Raw genomic sequence first — 21,550 nt, 5'->3', positions numbered from 1 at the left:
CATCCATAGCTCAGCTGGATAGAGTACTCGGCTACGAACCGAGCGGTCGGAGGTTCGAATCCTCCTGGATGCACCATCTAAGAAAAACCCGCTTCGGCGGGTTTTTCGCTTTTCCGACTGCGAGCAGAGCGGTTGGAGGTTCGAGCCGAGCGTAGCGAGACAACGTTGCTTTAGCAACGGCCCGCAGGGAGAGGCGCAGCCGAATTATCCTCCTGGATGCACCATCTAAGAAAAACCCGCTTCGGCGGGTTTTTCGCTTTTTGGCATTCAGCGAACGTCGTTGTTATCGCGTCATCCTTAGGCACCTGCACAGCACATTCCGCTATTACGCGATCAGCGACAACCTGCCGGCTTTACGCTAAAGTAGTTTCCTTTCCTCAACGATCATGGAGTAACGATGTACGACCGCTATCAAGGTCTTATTTTCGATATGGACGGCACCATTCTCGATACTGAGCCAACTCACCGCAAAGCGTGGCGTGAGGTGTTGTCCCGTTACGGTATGACGTTTGATGAGGCGGCGATGGTAGCGTTGAGCGGTTCACCGACCTGGCGTATTGCCCAGGCGATAATTGCCAGCCACCAGGCCGATCTCGATCCCCATCAGTTGGCTGCAGAGAAAACCCGCGCGGTAGAAGCGATGCTGTTGGACAGTGTTCGCCCCCTGCCGTTGATTGAGGTGGTGAAAGCCTACCATGGGCGCCGTCCTATGGCGGTTGGCACCGGCAGCGAGCACCGCATGGCAGAAACCTTGTTGCGCCATCTGGGTCTGTTCCATTGCTTTGATGCGATCGTTGGCGCCGATGACGTGCAACGCCACAAGCCGGAGCCGGACACCTTCCTGCGCTGCGCCGAACTGATTGGCGTGCCGCCGGAGAAATGCGTGGTATTTGAAGACGCAGACTTCGGTATTCAGGCCGCGAAAAGCGCCAATATGGCTGTGGTAGACGTTCGTACGCTGTGAGTAGTACGCTGGCCGTTATGTCGTTGTTTGGCAGCAGCTTCCTCAGTGCGACGTTGCTGCCGGGAAATTCAGAAATTGTTTTGGTCGCCTTGCTGACCAACAGCCGTGTCTCACCGGAATTACTGGTGCTGGCCGCGACGTTGGGGAATACGCTCGGTGGGTTGACCAATGTCATTATCGGGCGCCTGCTACCGGCGTTGAAACCGCAGCGAGGTCTGGATACCGCGCTCGGGTGGATGCAACGCTTTGGCCCGGCTGCGCTGTTGCTCAGTTGGGTACCGGTAGTGGGCGATTTATTGTGCGTGTTGGCAGGTTGGCTGCGCATGCCCTGGGGCCCTGTCGCGCTGTTTCTGTGTATCGGAAAGGCGGTGCGTTACATCATTCTTACGATGATAACGTTACAGGGAATGGCCTGGTGGCATTAACGACGTGAATATAACTCAATATTCTCTCGGGTGCGGATTCAGTATGCTTACGAGTTCTTGTTTTTAGAAGCGGGAGGTCAATTTGATCCCGGACGTATCTCAGGCGCTTTCTTGGTTGGAAGCCCATCCCCATGCATTAAAAGGCATCCGCCGCGGCATTGAGCGTGAAACGCTGCGCGTTACCGCGGACGGTAAGCTTGCAACAACCGGACATCCGGAGAAATTGGGGGCGGCACTAACGCACCACTGGATAACCACAGACTTTGCTGAGGCATTGTTAGAGTTCATTACGCCAGTTGACGACAACCTCGATCACTTGCTGACGTTCTTACGTGATATTCATCGTCACGTAGCGCGTAACCTGGGTGACGAGCGTATGTGGCCGCTCAGCATGCCGTGCTTTATTGAAGCGGAGCAGGACATTGAGCTGGCGCAGTTCGGCGCGTCGAACATCGGTCGTATGAAAACGCTATACCGCGAAGGGTTAAAGAACCGCTACGGCGCGTTGATGCAAACTATTTCCGGTGTGCACTACAATTTCTCACTGCCGCTGGAGTTCTGGCAGGCGTGGGCGGGTGTTAAAGATGCTGAAAGTGGTAAAGAGCAGATCTCCGCGGGATATTTCCGTCTGATCCGTAACTATTACCGTTTTGGCTGGGTCATTCCGTACTTGTTTGGCGCATCGCCGGCAATTTGTTCTTCATTCCTGAAGGGGCGTGAAACTACGTTGCCGTTCGAACGTACTGAACAAGGGATGTGCTATCTGCCATATGCCACGTCGTTGCGTCTGAGCGATCTCGGCTACACCAATAAATCGCAGAGCAACCTGGGCATTACTTTCAACGATCTGCAAAGTTATGTTGAAGGCCTGAAGCGGGCAATTGCCACGCCATCAGAAGAGTTTGCCAAGTTGGGCGTGAAGGACGGCGATCGTTATCTGCAACTGAACAGCAATGTGTTGCAGATCGAAAACGAACTCTATGCGCCAATCCGACCGAAGCGTGTAACCAACAGCGGAGAGACTCCGTCAGATGCGCTGCTGCGCGGCGGTATCGAATACATTGAAGTTCGCTCGCTGGACATCAACCCCTTCTCACCCATCGGCGTAGATGCCGTACAGGCGCGCTTCCTGGACCTGTTCCTGGTGTGGTGTGTGCTGGCCGATGCGCCAGAGATGAGCAGCGATGAGTTGCTGTGCACGCGTAAAAACTGGAATCGTGTGATCCTTGAAGGCCGCAAGCCGGGTCAGACGATTGGCATGGGGTGTGATGACAGCCGTGAGCCGCTGGCAAAAGTAGGCAAAGCGCTGTTTGACGATCTGCGCCGCGTGGCGGAAGTGCTCGATAGCGAAGCCGGTGATAGCCAATATCAACAGGTGTGCGATGAACTGGTCGCGGCGTTTGACGATCCGGATTTGACATTCTCTGCCCGCATCCTAAAAGCCATGAAGGAAGAAGGAACGGGGCGTGTGGGTCTGGAACTGGCTGAACAATACCGCCAGATGCTGATAGAAGAGCCGCTGGAAATCCTGACTGAAGCCGAGTTGGCGAAAGAACAGGAAGCCTCGTGGGAGCGTCAACGTAACGTAGAAGCCAGTGATACGCTAAGCTTTGAAGAGTTCCTGAAGCAACATGGTGGGGGCTGAAAAAGAAAAAGGCCACATCAATGTGGCCAAATATGCATCTCTGATGACAGGGATGATGATAACAAATGCGCGTCTTTCACATATTCAGACTCGCTGAGTTAGAAAAGGTTTCCTGGTTAGATAAAAAAGTTTCGAAATAAATACTCTTTTACGAGGAGGTAACGAAATGCCATTGCTGGATAGCTTCACCGTAGACCATACTCGCATGGCAGCTCCGGCTGTCCGCGTAGCGAAAACCATGAAAACGCCTCATGGCGATACCATCACCGTGTTCGATTTGCGTTTCTGCCGGCCGAACCTGGAAGTGATGCCTGAGCGTGGCATTCATACGCTGGAACACCTGTTTGCGGGTTTTATGCGTGACCACCTGAATGGTCAGGGTGTTGAGATTATCGATATCTCCCCGATGGGATGCCGTACTGGCTTCTACATGAGCCTGATTGGTGTGCCGGAAGAGCAGCGTGTTGCCGATGCGTGGAAAGCCGCGATGAGCGATGTGCTGAAAGTGACCGACCAGCGTAAAATTCCTGAGCTGAATGAGTTCCAGTGTGGGACTTACCACATGCACTCATTGGAAGAAGCGCAGGAAATCGCTAAGCATATTCTTGATCACGACGTGGTGGTGAACCACAACGACGAGTTGGCACTGCCGAAAGAGAAGTTGCAAGAACTGCACATCTAGTTCGGTCCCCGTTGCAGCGATAAAAAAAGCCGCATTACGCGGCTTTTTCCTTTCTGGCGGGGTGTCAGTGTTGCTGAACGCTGGATTGCAGTGACTTTATCGGCGTGACCCGCACTTGTTTGATCATATTGTCCTGCACGTCGAGAATATCGATATCATAGTGGCCTATCCGGGCTCGGGTGCCGACGTCGGGGATCTCTTCGAGCTCCTCCAGCAGCATACCGTTAACCGTACGCGCATCAGTAGCTGGCAGGGTCCAATTGAATGCCTTGTTTAACTCACGCACGTTGGCAGTACCGTCTATCAAGACTGATCCATCGCTCTGCGGATTGACCTCTTCCGCCAACGTGGGTGACATGGAGGTAGTGAAATCACCGACAATCTCTTCCAGAATATCTTCAACCGTCACCAGCCCCTGAATATCACCGTATTCGTCAACGACGATGCCAACCTTTTCTTTGTTACGCTGGAATTTCACCAGTTGGACATTCAGCGGAGTCCCTTCAGGCACGTAGTAAATCTCATCGGCGGCACGCAGCAGGTTCTCTTTGTTGAACTCTTTTTTCTCGGTCATCAGACGGTAGGCTTCACGTACGCGTAGCATTCCGATGGCGTCATCCAACGAACTGCGGTACAGCACAATGCGGCCGTGCGGCGAGTGTGTGAGCTGGCGCATGATCGATTTCCAATCGTCGTTGACGTCGATACCGACGATCTCATTGCGCGGTACCATGATGTCGTCCACGGTCACTTTTTCGAGATCCAGGACTGAAATCAGCATGTCCTGATTGCGACGAGATATCTGCGAGTGTGATTCGTTAACGATAGTACGCAGCTCATCCTTGCTGACGGCGTCGCTGACGCGCACGTTAGTGTGGATGCCGAACAGGCGCAGGACCAAGGTGGTGATGCCATTGAGCAGCCATACCAGCGGGAACATGACCTTTTGCAGCGGAGCCAGTAAAAAGCTGCTGGGGAAGGCGATCCGTTCCGGATACAGTGCAGCAAAGGTTTTCGGCAGCACTTCGGCGAACAGCAGCACGGCAAACGTCAATACACCGGTGGCAATAGCGACACCAAAATCACCATAGAGACGCATACCGACAATGGTCGCCAGCGCGGAGGCGAGAATATTCACCAGATTATTGCCGATCAGCACCAGGCCAATCAGACGGTCTGGCTTTTTCAGTAGCTTCTCGACCCGGCGGGCAGAGCGGTTACCCTGCTTGGAAAGATGACGGAGACGATAGCGATTTAGCGTCATCATGCCGGTTTCGGATGCTGAGAAGTAAGCGGAAACCACAATCATAACCACCAAGATGATGATCAGGGTTCCTGTCGAAACATGCTCCAACGCGGTATTCCTTATGTATGGAGAAAGAGAGCCAGAGACGTTAACGAACCATCACTTGTTGGATAAGACGGCTGCCGAAGTAGGCTAATGTTAGCAAGAAGGCACCGGCAAAACTGAACCAAACGACACGGCGGCCACGCCAACCCTCATGGTAATGACCCCACAACAAAACGATATAGACAAACCATGCCATGATGGACAGCACAGCTTTGTGCACATTCTCTTTGCTGAACAGGTTGTCCATATAAAGCAGGCCAGTGCACAGCGTGAGAGTGAGCAGCACGACGCCGATTTGGGTGATGTGGAACATTTTGCGCTCAATGCTCATCAGCGGCGGCATATCGGCGCTGAAGGAGAGCTTTTTATTTTTCAGCAGATAGTCCAGCCAGGCGAGCTGCAATGCATACAACGCGGCGATGATCAGCGTAGCGTAGGAAAACAGCGCCAGGCCGATGTGCACCATCAGTTCAGGGCTGGCTTCCAGATGCGTAATAAACTCGCCAGGCATAAAGCTGGCAAAGGCGAGATTGATCATCGCGAAGCTATAAACGATAGGCAGCAAGAACCAGCCGCGATCGCGTGAAGCGACAAACGTCATAACCGAGCAGATGATCAGGCTGACTATCGAGCCGATGTTGAGCAAGCTGAGATTTTGCCCGGCACTGACGTCAAAAATACGCTGTTGCAGTGCGATGGCGTGGCAAACCAGCGCTACCACCGCCGAGACGAGAGCAAGCCGACGGTATGCGCTGTTCTTCCGCAACAAGCTGGGAATAATCAGTCCAAGGCTGAGCAGGTAGGCGATCAAAGCCACAATGGAGAAAACTGGCATAGCGTTTAATTTTGCTTCGGCGTGGTGAATTGGATTGTCAGTATAGCGTCCAGCGCGTCCCACTCCAACCGATCTCCAACGCTGAGGCAGAGATCCTCTCCGCTTCGTGTTATAATCGCCGCAATTATGTCGCCAGAGCGGCCTGTCATTACACGTTGAGCATGAGACGATGTTTGAAAATTTAACCGATCGTTTGTCGCGCACCCTGCGCAATATCAGCGGCCGTGGGCGGCTGACCGAAGAAAATATCAAAGAAACCCTGCGTGAAGTGCGCATGGCTTTGCTGGAAGCGGACGTTGCGCTGCCGGTGGTACGGGACTTTATCAATCGCGTAAAAGAAAGTGCGGTCGGTCATGAGGTCAACAAAAGCCTGACGCCTGGGCAAGAGTTCGTCAAAATCGTCAAGAGCGAGCTGATTGCCGCTATGGGCGAAGTGAACACCGAGCTGAATCTGGCGGCACAACCGCCGGCAGTGGTGTTGATGGCGGGTCTGCAAGGGGCGGGTAAAACCACCAGCGTTGCCAAACTCGGCAAGTTCCTGAAAGAAAAACAGAAGAAAAAAGTGTTGGTGGTTTCCGCCGACGTTTATCGCCCTGCGGCGATCAAACAGTTGGAAACACTGGCAGAAAGTGTCGGCATCGACTTTTTCCCATCGGATGTTAAAGAAAAACCGATCGATATCGTTAATCGAGCGCTGCAACAAGCCAAGCTGAAATTCTACGATGTCTTGATCGTCGATACCGCGGGCCGTTTGCACGTTGACGAAGCGATGATGGACGAAATCAAACAGGTGCATGCGGCGATAAAGCCGGTGGAAACCCTGTTTGTGGTCGACGCCATGACCGGTCAGGATGCTGCCAATACCGCCAAGGCCTTTAACGAAGCCCTGCCGTTAACCGGCGTGGTGTTGACCAAGGTCGACGGTGACGCGCGTGGCGGTGCTGCGCTGTCCATCCGTCATATCACGGGTAAACCGATCAAGTTTCTCGGCGTGGGTGAGAAGACGGAAGCGCTGGAGCCATTCCATCCAGACCGTGTGGCTTCACGCATTCTCGGCATGGGCGATGTGCTATCGCTGATCGAAGATATCGAAAGCAAAGTTGACCGCGAACAGGCGGAAAAACTGGCTAACAAGCTGAAGAAGGGTGACGGTTTCGATCTGACCGACTTCCTGGAACAACTGAAGCAGATGCGTAACATGGGCGGTATGGCTAGCATGCTGAGCAAACTGCCTGGCGCCGGCCAATTGCCGGACAATGTGAAATCGCAGATGGACGATAAAGTTCTGGTGCGCATGGAAGCGATCATCAATTCGATGACGCTGAAAGAGCGCGCTAAACCGGAGATCATCAAAGGCTCGCGCAAGCGTCGCATTGCAGTGGGCTCCGGCATGCAGGTGCAGGACGTTAACCGTTTGTTAAAACAGTTTGACGACATGCAACGCATGATGAAAAAGATGAAAAAAGGTGGAATGGCGAAGATGATGCGCGGCATGAAAGGTATGATGCCGCCGGGCTTCCCAGGCCGCTGACAGGTGCTTGCCCTCTGGGGTGAGCGCGTTTAAGCATTTGCCGTTCGCGGTGAAAACCGCCCGAAATATGACTGGCCGTAAAAAGTTGTTGACGACGAACTACGCTTTCGATTGCTTTTTGCGCCAAAATGAGTAAAATTTTCGGGCTTTTTATATTGCAACCGGGCCCCGTTCCCTCAATGGGGCCCGGCTGTTTTATTAACTAAAGAGGATGTTATGGTAACAATTCGTTTGGCACGTGGCGGCGCTAAAAAGCGTCCGTTCTATCAAGTAGTAGTGACCGACAGCCGCAATGCTCGTGATGGTCGTTTCATCGAGCGCGTAGGCTTCTTCAACCCGATCGCATCTGGTCAGGCTGAAGCACTGCGTCTGGACCTGGACCGCATCGAACATTGGGTCGGTCTGGGTGCAACCGTTTCTGATCGCGTTCACGCGCTGATCAAAGACGCTAAGAAAGCAGCTTAATCTGTCGCGGTGGTGGCAATGAGCAAGCAACTCAAACCGGTAGCACCTAAGCAGCCGATTGTACTCGGTAAAATGGGGTCTACTTACGGCATCCGTGGTTGGCTCAGAGTATTTTCATCCACCGAGAACGCCGAAAGCATTTTTGACTATCAGCCCTGGTTTATCCAGCAGGCGGGTCAATGGCAGCTTGTCGAGTTGGAAGACTGGAAGCGCCACAGTCAGGATCTGATCATCAAAGTCAAAGGCGTTGATGATCGGGATGCTGCGAATCTACTGACCAATCGCGAGATACTGGTAGATTCGGAACAACTTCCTGCGTTGGTGGGTGATGATTACTATTGGAAAGACCTTATGGGTTGCCAGGTAGTCACAACCACCGGCTACGAGCTGGGTAAAGTCATCGATATGATGGAAACCGGTTCTAATGATGTGATGGTTGTGAAAGCTAACCTGAAAGATGCGTTCGGCATGAAGGAGCGGTTGGTCCCGTTTCTTCATGGGCAGGTTATCAAGAAAGTCGATCTCACTGCTCGCGTGATTGAAGCAGATTGGGATCCTGGTTTTTGACCTCCGAATTAAACGGTCGAAACAAGTGGAATGACAGTATGGGGATTGGCTTGTGTTCATTGGTATTGTAAGCCTGTTTCCTGAGATGTTCCGCGCAATCACCGATTACGGGGTGACTGGCCGGGCAGTAAAAAATGGCCTGCTGAGCGTGCAGTGTTGGAGTCCTCGTGACTTCACCTACGACCGGCATCGTACCGTGGACGATCGCCCTTATGGCGGCGGCCCGGGAATGTTGATGATGGTGCAACCCTTGCGGGAAGCTATTCATGCAGCAAAAGCAGCGGCAGGCGAGGGAGCAAAGGTGATTTATCTGTCACCTCAGGGGCGCAAGCTGGATCAAATCGGTGTGTGCGAACTGGCGACCAACCAGAAGATGATTCTGGTGTGCGGTCGTTATGAAGGGGTAGATGAGCGCGTAATCCAAACCGAAATTGATGAAGAATGGTCAATCGGCGATTACGTACTCAGCGGTGGGGAACTGCCGGCAATGACTTTGATCGATTCAGTCGCCCGCTTTATCCCGGGTGTACTGGGCCATCAGGCTTCAGCAGAAGAAGATTCTTTTGCCGATGGATTGCTGGACTGCCCGCACTATACCCGTCCTGAGGTGTTGGAAGGGATGGAGGTTCCGCCGGTTTTACTGTCGGGCAACCATGCCGAGATACGTCGCTGGCGCTTAAAGCAGTCGCTGGGCCGTACCTGGCTTAGAAGACCTGAACTTCTAGAAAGCCTAGCTCTGACTGACGAGCAAGCGGTGTTGCTGGCTGAGTTCCAACGGGAACATCAGCCCAAGCAGCAGGACTATGAAGGGAACGTCTGAGCAATTGGCTCGACGGGACCGATATATCAGTTTACCTAGGGTAAGAGACATATTATGAGCAACATTATTAAGCAAATTGAACAAGAGCAGATGAAACAAGACGTACCTGCATTCCGTCCGGGTGATTCCGTGGAAGTGAAGGTATGGGTCGTTGAAGGTAGCAAAAAACGTCTGCAGGCATTCGAGGGCGTGGTTATCGCTATCCGTAACCGCGGTCTGCACTCTGCATTCACTGTTCGTAAGATTTCCAACGGCGAAGGTGTTGAGCGTGTATTCCAGACTCACTCACCAGTAATTGACAGCATTGCTGTTAAACGTCGTGGTGCCGTTCGTAAAGCCAAACTGTACTATCTGCGTGAGCGTACTGGTAAGTCTGCTCGTATCAAAGAGCGTCTGAACCGCGTCGGCTAACGCTGCATCCAAAAGTTAATAGCTATGAAGGGGTTGGCATTATGCCGACCCCTTTTTTTATGCGCGGAAATGTCGATATAGAAAAGTCCACCGTCGCAGGCGGACTTTTTGCATTACAGCGCGGCGGCACGCGGCTTGTTTTTTTCCGGGTGCGGCTGAGCTGGAATAATATCACCAGGCTTTACAATCACTCGCGCGACGGACTCATGCGTGGCAAAGGTGCAGCTGCAGTTAATGTTTTGGCATTGGTGATAGCGTTCTTTAGTCGCTTCGCTGAGGTAACGGCTAGAGCGGGTATGGGCCACGCTACCGCAGAGTGGACAATGCATCATAAAACCCCCTTGCAATGTATTAAGTGAGAACGGATTAGGCATGGGCCAAAATCAAAAGCCTGGACAACTGTCCTGTCCATTGGACAGAAAGTGGCATCAGTGTCCCTAAGCGTGATGCTCGTAGCATCAGCTGTGATAATTGATAGTGATCGTGCTCTGTGCCTATTTGATAACCACTGTGTATACATACAGTATTAAGCTATTTGCTAAAGTCGTCAATAGCGTGTGCGATGTTTTTAGCAAAATGTTTAAACTTAACCTTTGGGCATAAAAAAAGCCCATCAATGATGGGCTTAGGTAATATTGGATTGTAGAGACGAAGGAATTACAGACCGTAGACCAGGCTGATTGAGGTGGTCGTGTCGGTATTCTTTGGTGCAGACGCAGGTGGCTTACTGTTGTAAGTCACCGTGTAGGCCAGGCGCAGTGCAAATTTCTCGTTAATCGCGACGCTCAATGCAGTTTCGGAGTTCAACGTGGTTTCTTCGTTCGCCAGTGCGGAAACACCTTCGGAGAACTTGGTGTTGTCGGTTAGCTGGTACGAATAGTTAGCAGCACCGTAGGCCAGCGCTTTGGTTGAACGACCACCACCATGGTATTCGTCGTGACGAACGCCTGGACCAAATTCAACACGCAGATCGCTGAGCGGTCCGTTGAGAATCTGGCGGCCATAACCACCGGTCAGTGTTGAACGGGAGTCATAGCCGTTGAAGCGGTCGCTCAGCCAGCTTGCTTGGCCGAACAGATAGTTACGATCGCTCAGGTTATAACGGGTACGGCCACCGGCTTGATACTTTTCTGACGAACGCACATTGGACGACGTGGTGTTGTTGGCTGCTCCCCAGAGGCTGTAGGCAGCATCGCTGTTGAACCAGGTCATGCTGGTGTTAGCCAACAGTGTTGAGCTTTGCGAGTTGCCTGACTGAGAGTTGTAACCAGCCTGGACGTTACCTTCAAATGGCTTTTTAGCTGTGGCTGGGTCGTCCATCGCGGTAAAAAGTGTATTGTCGGCAAGGGCTGAAACACTGGTGAAAGTCGTTAAGCAGCTAATGAACAGCGGAATAGCGCGACGAGCGCGTAAAGAGAGCATTTTGGATCCAGTTGTTAAGAGTGATTATAGGTGATTTCGGTCACATTATATCGGTTCGTCATGGCGACCAAAATAGCTACGATTAGCTTAAGTTTTTAATTTCTCATCATCACTTATTCACTTTTCTTCTACTTAATTAACCCCGTCCAGTGGCATATCATGCTGAGTGTCCTTAGCATTTAACGGGGCATTACGTGAGGTTGTCGCTTAGAGGCAACCGAATGGTGAGATGTACCTGGCTATTATGTTCGGTAGAGCCTTGCTCCTGGGGTGTATTGATATCATTTATGTAAATTTATCTTTACGTTTTTCGGTGGTGGTGTAGGCTGGGTAGCTATGAAGAAATGAAAAGAGGACTCTAGTGTTTCCTTGATTTTATCCATTTAAAATCAGTTATTTAAATAAATTTTCTTGTTTTTCAATATCATCTTTTGGTATGCGTAATCTTATTGGTAATTTTTTATTTACAGATATCGGATTGAAAACTTTACATCACGTGATATGGTAAGGTCCTGAATCGCTCAACGTACTCTCAACGCTTACGCATAACGGCAAACGACAGGAATAGCATCATGCAAAAAGACGCGCTCAATAACGTTCATATCAGTGCAGAACAAATTCTGATTACTCCGGAAGAGTTGAAGAACCAGTTCCCGCTTAGCGCCAGCGATGAAAATGAAATCGCTACCGCGCGCAAAACCATCGCCGATATCTTGCAGGGGCGCGATCATCGCCTGTTGGTGGTGTGCGGGCCTTGTTCTATCCATGACCCGGATGCTGCACTGGATTACGCCCGTCATTTGAAAACCCTGTCGGCTGAATTGAGCGATCAGCTGTATATCGTTATGCGTGTCTATTTTGAAAAACCGCGAACCACTGTTGGCTGGAAAGGCTTGATTAACGATCCGTACATGGATGGTTCGTTTGATGTTGAAGCAGGTTTGCATATCGCGCGTCGCCTGCTGCTTGATCTGGTTGGTATGGGCTTGCCGTTGGCAACAGAAGCATTAGATCCAAACAGCCCGCAATACCTTGGCGACCTGTTTAGCTGGTCAGCGATTGGTGCGCGCACGACGGAGTCACAAACTCACCGCGAAATGGCTTCAGGGTTGTCGATGCCGGTCGGCTTCAAAAATGGTACGGATGGCAGCCTGGGTACGGCAATCAATGCCATGCGCGCCGCGGCAATGCCGCATCGATTTGTGGGTATCAACCAGGCTGGCCAAGTATGTCTGTTGCAAACGCAGGGCAATCCGGATGGCCATGTGATTTTGCGTGGTGGTAAAACGCCAAACTACAGTGCTGAGGACGTTGCAGCCTGTGAAAAACAGATGCGGGACGCGGGACTCCATCCGTCCTTGATGATAGATTGCAGCCATGGCAACTCGAATAAAGACTATCGTCGTCAACCGGCAGTTGCCGAGTCCGTGGTTGAGCAGATCAAAGCGGGTAACCGTTCGATCACCGGCATCATGCTGGAAAGCCACCTGCACGAAGGTAGCCAGTCATCTGAGCAACCGCGTGCAGATATGCGCTACGGTGTTTCTGTAACCGACGCCTGTATTAATTGGGAAAGTACAGAGACGCTGCTGCGTCATATGCACCAGGAACTCGGCGCCGCACTGACGGCACGCACTGGAGAGTAGTAAGTTATGGTGGCTGAACTGACCGCGCTGCGCGATCAAATTGACGAAGTGGATAAGGCGCTGTTAGAGCTGCTGGCGAAACGCCTGCACCTGGTGGCGGAAGTGGGGGAGGTGAAAAGCCACCACGGCTTACCGGTATATGTTCCTGAGCGTGAGGCCGCAATGTTGGCCTCACGACGTAAAGAGGCGGAAAACCTTGGTGTACCGCCTGACTTGATTGAGGACGTATTACGTCGTGTTATGCGCGAGTCTTACGTCAGCGAGAACGACAAAGGTTTTAAAACGCTGCATCCGCAATTGCGCCCGATTGTTATTATTGGCGGTAATGGCCAAATGGGGCGGCTGTTTAATCGTCTGCTGACGCTGTCCGGCTACCAGGTCAAAGTGTTGGATCAGGAAGATTGGGCGCAGGCTGACACTTTGCTGGCGGATGCTGGCATGGTGATTGTCAGCGTACCTATTCATGTGACAGAACAGGTCATTGAGCGGTTGCCGCCACTGCCGGCAGATTGCATCCTGGTTGATCTGGCCTCCGTAAAAAATCGTCCGCTGAATGCCATGTTGGCTGCGCATACTGGCCCTGTGGTGGGTCTGCATCCGATGTTTGGCCCTGACGTTGGCAGTGTAGCCAAACAAGTGGTGGTGTATTGCGACGGTCGCGAGCCGCAGGCGTACCAATGGTTATTGGAGCAGTTGCAGGTTTGGGGTGCACGTTTACACCGTATTAGCGCGGTTGAGCACGACCAGAACATGGCCTTTATTCAGGCACTGCGTCATTTTGCAACCTTTGCCTATGGCTTGCACTTGGCAGAAGAAAACGTTCAGTTGGAACAGTTGCTGGCACTTTCTTCACCGATTTATCGGTTAGAGTTGGCGATGGTAGGCCGTCTGTTTGCTCAGGATCCGCAGCTGTACGCGGATATCATCATGTCCTCGGAAGAGAACATTGCATTGATCAAACGTTACTACCAACGGTTTGGCGAGGCGATAAAGCTGCTGGATCAGGGCGACAAACAGGCGTTTATTCAGAGCTTCCAGAAGGTCGAGCATTGGTTTGGTGACTATGCGCAGCGATTCTTGGTGGAAAGTCGCTCGTTGTTACGTCAGGCGAACGACAGCCGGCAATAATAACGTATCGGGGTTCGGCAAATGCCGAACCCTTTTTTATTTCTATCAGGATGGATTGACGGGTACCACGGTGTCACTCGGGTAGCAACCCAGCACCTTCAACGAGCGAGTGATGGGCGTCAGGTCCCTCAATGCTTTCTGCATCGCTTCAGAACGCAGGTTAGCCTGCACATCGATATAAAACATTTCTTCCCACGGGTTACCGTTAATCGGGCGAGATTCCAGTTTGGTCATGATGATGCCGTTATCGCGCAGCACCAGCAATGCTTCCACCAACGCGCCGGACTGCTGGCCTGTGGCCATAATCAGCGTCGTTTTAGCGGGAACTTGTTCCGAGACGTCAATCGCTTTGCGCGCCAGCACAATGAAGCGAGTAATGTTCTGCTGTTGATTGGCCAGATTATGTTCCAACACCTGAAGACCATAGAGTGCACCGCCAGCTTCGCTGCCTAATGCGGCGGCTTTTGGCGAGTTCAATTTGGCCACTTTTTCCATCGCGGCTGCGGTGCTTTCACAATATTCAATTTTCCAGTGCGGGTAGCGGTTAATGAATTGGCTACACTGCTGGAATGGCTGAGGGTGGCTATACACGGTTTCGATCTGTGCAAGATCAGTGTCATTGGCAACCAGGACGCAGTGATCGATAGGGTTAGTCAATTCACCGACGATAGACAAACTTGTGTGCTGCAGTAAATCGTAGACGTCGTTAATCGAACCTGAACTGGTGTTCTCGATGGGCAAAATAGCGTAATCCGCCTGGCCAGTTTCGACTTGGGTGAAAATGTCCTGGAATTTATGGCAGCCGCACTCGATCAATTGATCGAAATGGCGGGCGGCGTATTGACGTGCTGCCAAGTGTGAATAGGATCCTTTAGGGCCAAGGAACGCGATACGGGCAGAATGTTGGCTGACTTGATTGAGTTGGTTCTGTAATAGCGCTTGCTGAGTCAACACAGAATCTTCAATAATCAGTTGGAACAGGCGAGTGACGTAAAATCCGTCCAGGTCGTAGGGCTTGGCGGCGGCAATTAAGGCATCCAGCAGATCGCGTTCACGCTCTTTGTCGCGGATTGGCCGATGGGAATGAAGTTTGGTTTTCCCCACTTCTACCGCCAGCTCACGGCGCTCTGCCAGCAAGGACAGCAATTTCAGATCCAGTGCGCTGATGCGTTTGCGCAGCACGAGTAACGGGTTGTCAGTCATAATCAGCTTCTGCCTTGTATTTTTATACGTTGTAAAATAGCCATAAAAAAAGCCCCCTGTTTTCAGGAGGCTTTGCTGTTCGTCTTCGCATTCTTTATCACACGACGAAACGCCTCCCAATCAGGGGAAGGTAAAAAAGAATGCGAAGAAAAACGGTTTACGAGCCATGTGATATCCAAAGTGTGTGTGACAGGTTTTAAAGTAACCGCAGGCTTTTATCTCGTCAATAAAAAAACCAGACAAAAAACGCGCCCTCAGGCGCGTTCGATGTGAAACAGCCGCTAAACGGTTATTCCTGTTCCGGCTCTACTTCCGGAATAATGTCCTTCACGCTGGTCGCGGCACGGCGTGCTTCGCCTTTATGTTGCACCTTGTTCAACTGGCGCTCTAACTTGGCGATCAAATCGTTAACGGCGGTGTACATGTCATCATGTTTGGCGCTGGCAACCAGCGGGCCGTTAGGTGTGGTAATGGTGGCGTCGGCAACAAACCCTTTCGGTTCTTTCGATAAGACGATATGCGGGTTAATCAGTTGGGCCTGCCATTTTTCCAGTTTGGTGAGACGGTCTTCGACGTGGCTGCGGATTGCGGGAGTGATATCCATTTGTTTGCTGGTAATGTTCAATGTCATATAACTTACCTCTCTGTCTTTCCGTCTTGGATGAGTTCAGCATACCCCGCTTTTTGCTTAAATGCGTGATGAAAATCACATTTTTTTGTCACTTTTTGCAAAGTTAGTTCAATCTGTGATTCAAGCTTTGAATTGGCTATCTAACGCTTGAGTCTAGAGAGCGGAACGCGCATTATTGAAAGGATAAGCGGTGAGGCATATGTGCTAACGCCGTGTTTTTGCTTGTGTATTTATCCTGCTTTGGTTAAGTATTCGACAAATGAAAACGGCAGCCGAGGCTGCCGTTTTGTTTTTCTGCTGTTGCCAATCAGGTTATGCCGGGTTGGCAGCGATCACTTTGCTCACTTTGTCGGCCTGGCCGTTCAGTTGCAATTGCTTATACGCGTTTTCCATCAGCGGCAACGCATCGCGTGTCGCTTTGGTATCCGGGAATTCACGCAGCATCTGCTCGGCGCGATTAACGACCGCGACGTAGGCACCGCGTTTAGTGTAGTATTCCACCACCGAAAGCTCATACTTGGCCAGGCGGTCTTTCAGGTACACCAAACGCTTGTTTGCATCGGTCACGTACTGGCTGTTCGGATACTGTTGAATCAGCTGGCTGAAGTCGCGAAACGCAGCGCGTGCATGCTGAGGATCTCGGTCTGAACGATCGACCCCGAAGAAGCCTTGCAATGCACTGTCATCCAACGCCATATCGGTCAGACCACGCATGTACATCACGTAGTCAATGTTCGGGTGCGTTGGATTCAGACGCATGAAACGATCGATAGACGCCTGAGCCAGCGGTAAATCGGCAGATTTGTAGTAGGCATAAATCAGATCCAACTGGACCTGTTGAGAGTACGGCCCGAAAGGATAGCGGTTATCTAACGCTTCGAGTTGCGTAATCGCGCCCTTAAAGTTACCGTCCTGCAGTTTTTGCTGGGCAGTAGCATAGATTTCCGAAGGTGGGTTGTCGGGAACCGCATCCTTGGATGTGGAGCAACCTGCCAGCGCCAGGCTCAACGTGGCTGCCGCCACCAGATATTTCATACGCGTCATGACGTTTTGATTATCCTCAGGGTGTTATTCCGGGAGACTGTCCGTTAAGCTCCCGACAAAGACCAGGTACAATAGCACATTATATTAAACGGCATCGCCGTGAAAACCCAACGTTAACGAAGAAGCTGCATATGGCACAACAAGTACAACTCACCGCAACGGTGGCCGAATCTCAACTCGGACAACGTTTAGATCAGGCTTTGGCCGAATTGTTCCCTGATTATTCACGATCTCGCATAAAAGATTGGATCCTGGACAATCGGGTGCAGGTCAATGGCAAAACGATAAACAAACCGAAAGAGAAGGTGCTGGGGGGAGAGACGGTCGCCATTGATGCACAGATAGAAGAAGAAGCACGCTGGGAACCGCAGGATATCGCCCTCAATATCGTCTATGAAGACAGTGATATTTTGGTGATTAACAAACCACGCGATCTGGTTGTGCACCCCGGTGCCGGTAACCCGGACGGTACTGTGCTCAATGCGTTGCTGCATTACTATCCTGAAATTGCCGATGTGCCGCGTGCCGGCATCGTGCACCGTCTGGACAAAGACACCACAGGTCTAATGGTGGTGGCGAAAACCGTTCCAGCACAAACTCGACTGGTCGAAGCGCTGCAGGCGCGTGAAATCACGCGTGAATATGAAGCGGTTGCTATCGGCACCATGACCGCAGGCGGTACCGTTGAGGAGCCTATTTCGCGCCACTCAACCAAACGCACCCATATGGCGGTTCACCCAATGGGTAAGCCGGCGGTGACGCATTACCGTATTATGGAGCATTTCCGTGCGCACACTCGTCTGCGTTTGCGCCTGGAAACCGGCCGTACTCACCAGATCCGTGTGCATATGTCGCACATTAACCACCCGCTGGTGGGTGATCAGCTTTACGGTGGCCGTCCGCGTCCGCCAAAAGGCGCGTCAGAGGCATTTATTGCCGCACTGCGCGGTTTCGATCGCCAGGCACTGCACGCTACCATGCTGCGTTTATATCATCCGATCAGCGGTATCCAAATGGAGTGGCATGCGCCGCTGCCACAGGATATGGTCGATCTGATTAACGCGCTGAAAGCGGATACCGAAGAATTCAAAGATCAGATGAACTGGTAATGGATTCGCTCATCTTACCGGATTGGCCGCTGCCTGCTGGCGTAAAAGCCTGTAGCACAACCCGTGGTGGTGGCGTGAGTGCGCCGCCCTACGATTCGCTTAACCTCGGCACTCACGTTGGTGATGAGGCTTGGGCAGTCGCGGATAACCGCCAACGGCTGGTGGACGGGGCTGAACTACCGCGGATGCCGGTTTGGTTGGAACAGATACATGGTACAGGTGTCGTGCGGTTAGATGGGCGAACGCCGACCAATCTGCATGCGGATGCGGTTTACAGTAATGTGCCTGGGCAGGTGTGTGCAGTGATGACGGCAGATTGCTTGCCGGTGCTGTTTTGCTCGCAGGCCGGTGATGAAGTGGCCGCAGCCCATGCCGGTTGGCGCGGGTTATGTAATGGTGTGCTGGAACACACGGTGGCAGAATTTGCCACTGAGCCAGCAAACATTAACGCCTGGCTCGGCCCGGCGATTGGTCCAGAGCAGTTTGAAGTCGGCCCCGAAGTGCGTGCCGCGTTTATAAATGTTGATGGCGCCGCTGCGGCTGCCTTTATCCCACACGGCGATAAATTCCTGGCTAACATCTATCTGTTGGCCCGTCAGCGCTTACAGCGTGCAGGTATCCACGCCATCTACGGTGGTGATCGCTGTACGGTGAGCGAAATGAGTCATTTTTTCTCCTATCGCCGCGATGGAATAACCGGACGTCTGGCAAGTTTAATCTGGCTGATATAACCTATTGAATTAGGACGGTCCAAAGACGCATGATGTAGTACCGAAAATATACAGTCGAAATAACCTTGAAAATTTGAGGGATGACCTCATTTAATCTCCAGTAGCAATTTCGACCAAACTTGGAGGTGTTATGCGTCTGGATCGTCTTACCAACAAATTCCAGCTTGCCCTCGCCGATGCCCAATCTCTCGCACTTGGGCGCGACAACCAGTTTATTGAGCCGTTACATCTGATGAGCGCCTTGCTTAATCAGGAAGGGGGCACGGTTCGTCCACTCTTAACTTCTGCCGGTATCGATGCCGGGCGCGTGCGCACCGAAATCGAACAGGCTTTGTCTCGACTGCCTCAAGTTGAAGGTACCGGTGGTGACGTTCAACCGTCCCATGAGCTGGTACGTGTCCTGAACCTGTGCGACAAGCTGGCGCAAAAGCGGGCGGACAAATTCATTTCATCCGAACTGTTTGTGTTAGCGGTGCTTGAAGATCGCGGAACATTGACCGATCTGTTGAAAGCGGCTGGCGCGACAACCGATAAAATCAGTAAGGCCATTGAGCAAATGCGAGGCGGTGACAGCGTGGAAGATCAAGGTGCTGAAGACCAACGTCAGGCGTTGAAGAAATACACGATTGATCTGACAGAACGTGCTGAGCAGGGCAAACTTGACCCGGTTATCGGTCGTGACGAAGAGATTCGTCGTACTATTCAGGTACTGCAACGCCGTACCAAAAACAACCCGGTATTGATCGGCGAACCTGGCGTGGGTAAAACCGCCATCGTCGAAGGCCTCGCACAGCGCATCATTAATGGTGAAGTGCCGGAAGGCCTGAAGCATAAACGCGTACTTTCCCTCGATATGGGGGCATTAATTGCAGGTGCTAAATACCGCGGTGAATTCGAAGAACGTTTGAAAGGCGTGCTGAGCGACCTGTCCAAACAGGAAGGCAGCGTTATCCTTTTCATTGACGAATTGCACACTATGGTTGGTGCAGGTAAGGCCGACGGCGCGATGGATGCAGGTAATATGTTGAAACCTGCGCTGGCGCGCGGGGAACTGCATTGCGTCGGTGCGACAACGCTGGATGAATATCGCCAGTATATAGAGAAGGATGCGGCGCTCGAACGTCGTTTCCAGAAAGTCTATGTGGCAGAGCCTAGCGTTGAAGACACCATCGCCATCTTGCGTGGCCTGAAAGAACGTTATGAACTGCATCACCATGTGCAGATCACGGACCCGGCGATAGTCGCGGCGGCGACGCTGTCGCATCGATACATCTCCGATCGCCAATTGCCGGATAAGGCCATTGACCTGATCGATGAGGCTGCGTCCAGCATCCGTATGCAGATGGACTCGAAACCAGAATCACTTGATCGTCTGGAGCGCCGCATCATACAGCTTAAACTGGAGCAGCAGGCGCTGAGTAAAGAGTCTGACGACGCCAGTAAGAAACGGCTGGAAATGCTCAGTGGTGAATTGGAGCAGAAAGAACGCGAATATTCAGAGCTGGAAGAAGAATGGAAAGCCGAGAAGGCGTCACTTTCCGGTACGCAGAATATCAAAGCGGATCTTGAGCAGGCCAAAATCTCTCTGGAGCAGGCGCGTCGCGTCGGCGATCTGGGGCGGATGTCAGAATTGCAATACGGTAAGATCCCTGAGTTGGAAAAACAGCTTGCTGCGGCCACATTGGCTGAAGGCAAAACCATGAAGCTGTTGCGTAACCGTGTAACTGACGCAGAAATCGCTGAGGTACTGGCTCGCGCCACCGGTATTCCGGTCGCCAGAATGCTGGAAGGTGAGCGTGACAAGCTATTGCGCCTGGAGCATGAACTGCATACCCGGGTTATTGGCCAGGATGAAGCGGTGAGCGCCGTATCCAACGCTATTCGCCGTAGCCGCGCTGGGCTGTCAGATCCAAACCGGCCAATAGGTTCATTCCTGTTCCTCGGGCCGACCGGGGTAGGTAAAACCGAGCTATGTAAGGCGTTAGCTTCGTTCCTGTTCGACAGTGACGACGCGATGGTGCGTATCGATATGTCCGAGTTTATGGAAAAACATTCGGTATCGCGGCTGGTGGGTGCACCTCCAGGTTATGTCGGTTATGAAGAAGGGGGGTACCTGACTGAGGCGGTGCGCCGTAGACCTTATTCCGTGATTCTGCTGGATGAAGTGGAGAAGGCGCATCCGGATGTGTTCAACATCCTGCTGCAGGTGTTGGATGATGGGCGCCTGACCGATGGCCAGGGACGTACTGTTGATTTCCGTAATACCGTGGTGATCATGACATCTAACCTGGGGTCCGATCTCATTCAGGAGCACTTTGGTCAGATGAACTACGCACAGATGAAGGAATCCGTCATGGAAATGGTAAGCCACCACTTCCGTCCGGAATTCATCAACCGTATAGATGAGGTGGTCGTGTTCCATCCTCTCGGTCAGAAACACATTGCCGAGATTGCCAAGATCCAGTTGGCGCGTCTGTACAAACGTCTGGAAGAGCGTGGTTATGCAGTAACGATGACCGAACCTGCACTGGAGCTGCTAGGCAAAACGGGTTTCGACCCTGTATATGGGGCGCGTCCGTTGAAACGTGCTATCCAGCAGGAGATAGAAAACCCGCTGGCGCAGCAAATCCTTTCTGGCAAACTGATTCCAGGCAAGTTGGTTACGCTGGATGTGGAAAACGAGCACATCGTCGCCAGGCAGTAATGTCTATATAGAGTGATTACGATAATAGGGAGCGGGAAACCGCTCCCTTTTCTTTATCTGTTTTTATTGGGCTTCCGATTTTTTGCGGGGTAACAGCCTTAAAACTCCCATTTTCTGACTAATAAATATCCTAAAATGGCCTTTTTGGTGGTTATTTGAGCGCTTGAAAAGTTTTTTGCATTTAGGGGTTGCGGCCTTCTGAGAACTCCCTATAATGCGCCTCCACTGACCGGGAA

22 protein-coding genes, 1 other RNA gene and 1 other annotated feature are annotated in these 21,550 nt (G+C 52.0%); of the genes, 15 read left to right on the top strand and 8 right to left on the bottom strand.

Annotation, left to right across the window (positions count from 1 at the left end; genetic code table 11):
- The first annotated feature begins 110 nt into the window (after positions 1–110).
- The 5 genes from AC2FCQ_RS23735 (at position 111) to luxS (ending at position 3,716) form a co-directional block, all read left to right on the top strand.
- A non-coding RNA gene (locus AC2FCQ_RS23735) (RtT sRNA) lies at positions 111–224 on the top strand.
- A gap of 173 nt (positions 225–397) precedes the next feature.
- Complete coding sequence (gene yqaB, locus AC2FCQ_RS23730; RefSeq protein WP_209635225.1) at positions 398–964, top strand: fructose-1-phosphate/6-phosphogluconate phosphatase; 567 nt, start codon at positions 398–400, stop codon at positions 962–964.
- A complete protein-coding gene (locus tag AC2FCQ_RS23725) occupies positions 961–1,389 on the top strand; it encodes a YqaA family protein (protein WP_265555760.1) in 429 nt (142 codons plus the stop codon). Before yqaB ends, AC2FCQ_RS23725 begins: the two co-directional genes overlap by 4 nt.
- A gap of 82 nt (positions 1,390–1,471) precedes the next feature.
- On the top strand, positions 1,472–3,034 hold the full coding sequence (gene gshA, locus AC2FCQ_RS23720) for a glutamate--cysteine ligase (protein WP_404760426.1): 1,563 nt from the start codon (positions 1,472–1,474) through the stop codon (positions 3,032–3,034).
- A 166-nt stretch (positions 3,035–3,200) separates the two neighbouring features.
- Positions 3,201–3,716, top strand: a complete 516-nt coding sequence (gene luxS / locus AC2FCQ_RS23715; protein WP_209635231.1) for an S-ribosylhomocysteine lyase — start codon at positions 3,201–3,203, stop codon at positions 3,714–3,716.
- Positions 3,717–3,780: 64 nt separating this feature from the next.
- On the opposite strand, the gene AC2FCQ_RS23710 is transcribed toward luxS, so the two are convergent.
- Positions 3,781–5,070 carry an HlyC/CorC family transporter gene (locus AC2FCQ_RS23710; RefSeq protein WP_209635233.1) on the bottom strand — a complete coding sequence of 430 codons (1,290 nt, stop codon included), beginning with the start codon at positions 5,068–5,070 and terminating at the stop codon, positions 3,781–3,783.
- A 40-nt stretch (positions 5,071–5,110) separates the two neighbouring features.
- Complete coding sequence (locus AC2FCQ_RS23705; protein ID WP_017891659.1) at positions 5,111–5,902, bottom strand: cytochrome C assembly family protein; 792 nt, start codon at positions 5,900–5,902, stop codon at positions 5,111–5,113.
- Positions 5,903–6,071: 169 nt separating this feature from the next.
- Here AC2FCQ_RS23705 and ffh point away from each other — a divergent pair, with 169 nt between their 5' ends.
- The 5 genes from ffh to rplS all read left to right on the top strand — a co-directional run bounded on the left by ffh (position 6,072) and on the right by rplS (position 9,696).
- The gene (ffh, locus tag AC2FCQ_RS23700; protein WP_037424818.1) at positions 6,072–7,433 is read left to right on the top strand and encodes a signal recognition particle protein; all 1,362 of its coding nucleotides are present in this window, start codon (positions 6,072–6,074) and stop codon (positions 7,431–7,433) included.
- A gap of 216 nt (positions 7,434–7,649) precedes the next feature.
- The gene (gene rpsP / locus AC2FCQ_RS23695; protein WP_004932501.1) at positions 7,650–7,898 is read left to right on the top strand and encodes a 30S ribosomal protein S16; all 249 of its coding nucleotides are present in this window, start codon (positions 7,650–7,652) and stop codon (positions 7,896–7,898) included.
- Positions 7,899–7,916: 18 nt separating this feature from the next.
- Positions 7,917–8,465, top strand: coding sequence for a ribosome maturation factor RimM (rimM, locus tag AC2FCQ_RS23690; protein WP_209635235.1), 549 nt, complete (start codon positions 7,917–7,919; stop codon positions 8,463–8,465).
- A 52-nt stretch (positions 8,466–8,517) separates the two neighbouring features.
- Positions 8,518–9,285 (top strand): tRNA (guanosine(37)-N1)-methyltransferase TrmD, encoded by a 768-nt coding sequence (gene trmD / locus AC2FCQ_RS23685; protein WP_490309117.1) that lies wholly within the window; start codon positions 8,518–8,520, stop codon positions 9,283–9,285.
- Between the two features lie 54 nt (positions 9,286–9,339).
- Positions 9,340–9,696, top strand: a complete 357-nt coding sequence (gene rplS / locus AC2FCQ_RS23680; RefSeq protein WP_012005300.1) for a 50S ribosomal protein L19 — start codon at positions 9,340–9,342, stop codon at positions 9,694–9,696.
- A 113-nt stretch (positions 9,697–9,809) separates the two neighbouring features.
- Here rplS and AC2FCQ_RS23675 read toward each other — a convergent pair whose 3' ends face one another.
- Together AC2FCQ_RS23675 and AC2FCQ_RS23670 are read right to left on the bottom strand one after the other, a co-directional pair.
- Entirely contained in the window at positions 9,810–10,028 is a 219-nt protein-coding gene (locus AC2FCQ_RS23675) for an ogr/Delta-like zinc finger family protein (protein ID WP_112348060.1), read from the bottom strand.
- Positions 10,029–10,353: 325 nt separating this feature from the next.
- Complete coding sequence (locus AC2FCQ_RS23670) at positions 10,354–11,118, bottom strand: DUF481 domain-containing protein (RefSeq protein ID WP_020825294.1); 765 nt, start codon at positions 11,116–11,118, stop codon at positions 10,354–10,356.
- A gap of 572 nt (positions 11,119–11,690) precedes the next feature.
- On the opposite strand from AC2FCQ_RS23670, the gene AC2FCQ_RS23665 reads away from it, so the two are divergent.
- A complete protein-coding gene (locus AC2FCQ_RS23665; protein ID WP_209635240.1) occupies positions 11,691–12,764 on the top strand; it encodes a 3-deoxy-7-phosphoheptulonate synthase in 1,074 nt (357 codons plus the stop codon).
- Between the two features lie 6 nt (positions 12,765–12,770).
- On the top strand, positions 12,771–13,892 hold the full coding sequence (tyrA, locus tag AC2FCQ_RS23660; protein ID WP_209635242.1) for a bifunctional chorismate mutase/prephenate dehydrogenase: 1,122 nt from the start codon (positions 12,771–12,773) through the stop codon (positions 13,890–13,892).
- Between the two features lie 45 nt (positions 13,893–13,937).
- On the opposite strand, the gene pheA is transcribed toward tyrA, so the two are convergent.
- The 4 genes from pheA to bamD all read right to left on the bottom strand — a co-directional run bounded on the left by pheA (position 13,938) and on the right by bamD (position 16,770).
- Positions 13,938–15,095 (bottom strand): bifunctional chorismate mutase/prephenate dehydratase, encoded by a 1,158-nt coding sequence (pheA, locus tag AC2FCQ_RS23655; protein WP_209635244.1) that lies wholly within the window; start codon positions 15,093–15,095, stop codon positions 13,938–13,940.
- A 42-nt stretch (positions 15,096–15,137) separates the two neighbouring features.
- Positions 15,138–15,264, bottom strand: a sequence feature (Phe leader region).
- Entirely contained in the window at positions 15,216–15,263 is a 48-nt protein-coding gene (locus tag AC2FCQ_RS23650) for a hypothetical protein (RefSeq protein WP_193378397.1), read from the bottom strand. (Overlaps the previous feature by 48 nt.)
- A 120-nt stretch (positions 15,265–15,384) precedes the next feature.
- Positions 15,385–15,726, bottom strand: coding sequence for a ribosome-associated translation inhibitor RaiA (gene raiA, locus AC2FCQ_RS23645; RefSeq protein ID WP_209635246.1), 342 nt, complete (start codon positions 15,724–15,726; stop codon positions 15,385–15,387).
- Between the two features lie 312 nt (positions 15,727–16,038).
- Positions 16,039–16,770, bottom strand: a complete 732-nt coding sequence (gene bamD / locus AC2FCQ_RS23640) for an outer membrane protein assembly factor BamD (protein WP_209635248.1) — start codon at positions 16,768–16,770, stop codon at positions 16,039–16,041.
- A gap of 131 nt (positions 16,771–16,901) precedes the next feature.
- Here bamD and rluD point away from each other — a divergent pair, with 131 nt between their 5' ends.
- From rluD to clpB, 3 genes are all read left to right on the top strand, one after another.
- The gene (rluD, locus tag AC2FCQ_RS23635; protein ID WP_209635249.1) at positions 16,902–17,879 is read left to right on the top strand and encodes a 23S rRNA pseudouridine(1911/1915/1917) synthase RluD; all 978 of its coding nucleotides are present in this window, start codon (positions 16,902–16,904) and stop codon (positions 17,877–17,879) included.
- On the top strand, positions 17,879–18,610 hold the full coding sequence (gene yfiH / locus AC2FCQ_RS23630; RefSeq protein ID WP_490309119.1) for a purine nucleoside phosphorylase YfiH: 732 nt from the start codon (positions 17,879–17,881) through the stop codon (positions 18,608–18,610). Before rluD ends, yfiH begins: the two co-directional genes overlap by 1 nt.
- A 130-nt stretch (positions 18,611–18,740) precedes the next feature.
- A complete protein-coding gene (gene clpB, locus AC2FCQ_RS23625; RefSeq protein ID WP_209635253.1) occupies positions 18,741–21,314 on the top strand; it encodes an ATP-dependent chaperone ClpB in 2,574 nt (857 codons plus the stop codon).
- Positions 21,315–21,550: the final 236 nt, after the last annotated feature.

The organism is Serratia sp. CoH_134_PS_4 (assembly GCF_058190535.1).
Note: the sequence above shows the minus strand (reverse complement) of the source record. Positions and strands in the feature narration are given on the sequence as shown.

What these genes read in the sequence shown, in the direction of transcription:
- yqaB (WP_209635225.1), top strand. Translation starts at nt 398, where the DNA reads ATGTACGACCGCTATCAAGGTCTTATTTTCGATATGGACGGCACCATT.
- luxS (WP_209635231.1), top strand. Translation starts at nt 3,201, where the DNA reads ATGCCATTGCTGGATAGCTTCACCGTAGACCATACTCGCATGGCAGCT.
- AC2FCQ_RS23705 (WP_017891659.1), bottom strand. Translation starts at nt 5,902, where the DNA reads ATGCCAGTTTTCTCCATTGTGGCTTTGATCGCCTACCTGCTCAGCCTT.
- ffh (WP_037424818.1), top strand. Translation starts at nt 6,072, where the DNA reads ATGTTTGAAAATTTAACCGATCGTTTGTCGCGCACCCTGCGCAATATC.
- rpsP (WP_004932501.1), top strand. Translation starts at nt 7,650, where the DNA reads ATGGTAACAATTCGTTTGGCACGTGGCGGCGCTAAAAAGCGTCCGTTC.
- rimM (WP_209635235.1), top strand. Translation starts at nt 7,917, where the DNA reads ATGAGCAAGCAACTCAAACCGGTAGCACCTAAGCAGCCGATTGTACTC.
- rplS (WP_012005300.1), top strand. Translation starts at nt 9,340, where the DNA reads ATGAGCAACATTATTAAGCAAATTGAACAAGAGCAGATGAAACAAGAC.
- AC2FCQ_RS23675 (WP_112348060.1), bottom strand. Translation starts at nt 10,028, where the DNA reads ATGATGCATTGTCCACTCTGCGGTAGCGTGGCCCATACCCGCTCTAGC.
- AC2FCQ_RS23670 (WP_020825294.1), bottom strand. Translation starts at nt 11,118, where the DNA reads ATGCTCTCTTTACGCGCTCGTCGCGCTATTCCGCTGTTCATTAGCTGC.
- AC2FCQ_RS23665 (WP_209635240.1), top strand. Translation starts at nt 11,691, where the DNA reads ATGCAAAAAGACGCGCTCAATAACGTTCATATCAGTGCAGAACAAATT.
- tyrA (WP_209635242.1), top strand. Translation starts at nt 12,771, where the DNA reads ATGGTGGCTGAACTGACCGCGCTGCGCGATCAAATTGACGAAGTGGAT.
- pheA (WP_209635244.1), bottom strand. Translation starts at nt 15,095, where the DNA reads ATGACTGACAACCCGTTACTCGTGCTGCGCAAACGCATCAGCGCACTG.
- raiA (WP_209635246.1), bottom strand. Translation starts at nt 15,726, where the DNA reads ATGACATTGAACATTACCAGCAAACAAATGGATATCACTCCCGCAATC.
- bamD (WP_209635248.1), bottom strand. Translation starts at nt 16,770, where the DNA reads ATGACGCGTATGAAATATCTGGTGGCGGCAGCCACGTTGAGCCTGGCG.
- rluD (WP_209635249.1), top strand. Translation starts at nt 16,902, where the DNA reads ATGGCACAACAAGTACAACTCACCGCAACGGTGGCCGAATCTCAACTC.
- yfiH (WP_490309119.1), top strand. Translation starts at nt 17,879, where the DNA reads ATGGATTCGCTCATCTTACCGGATTGGCCGCTGCCTGCTGGCGTAAAA.
- clpB (WP_209635253.1), top strand. Translation starts at nt 18,741, where the DNA reads ATGCGTCTGGATCGTCTTACCAACAAATTCCAGCTTGCCCTCGCCGAT.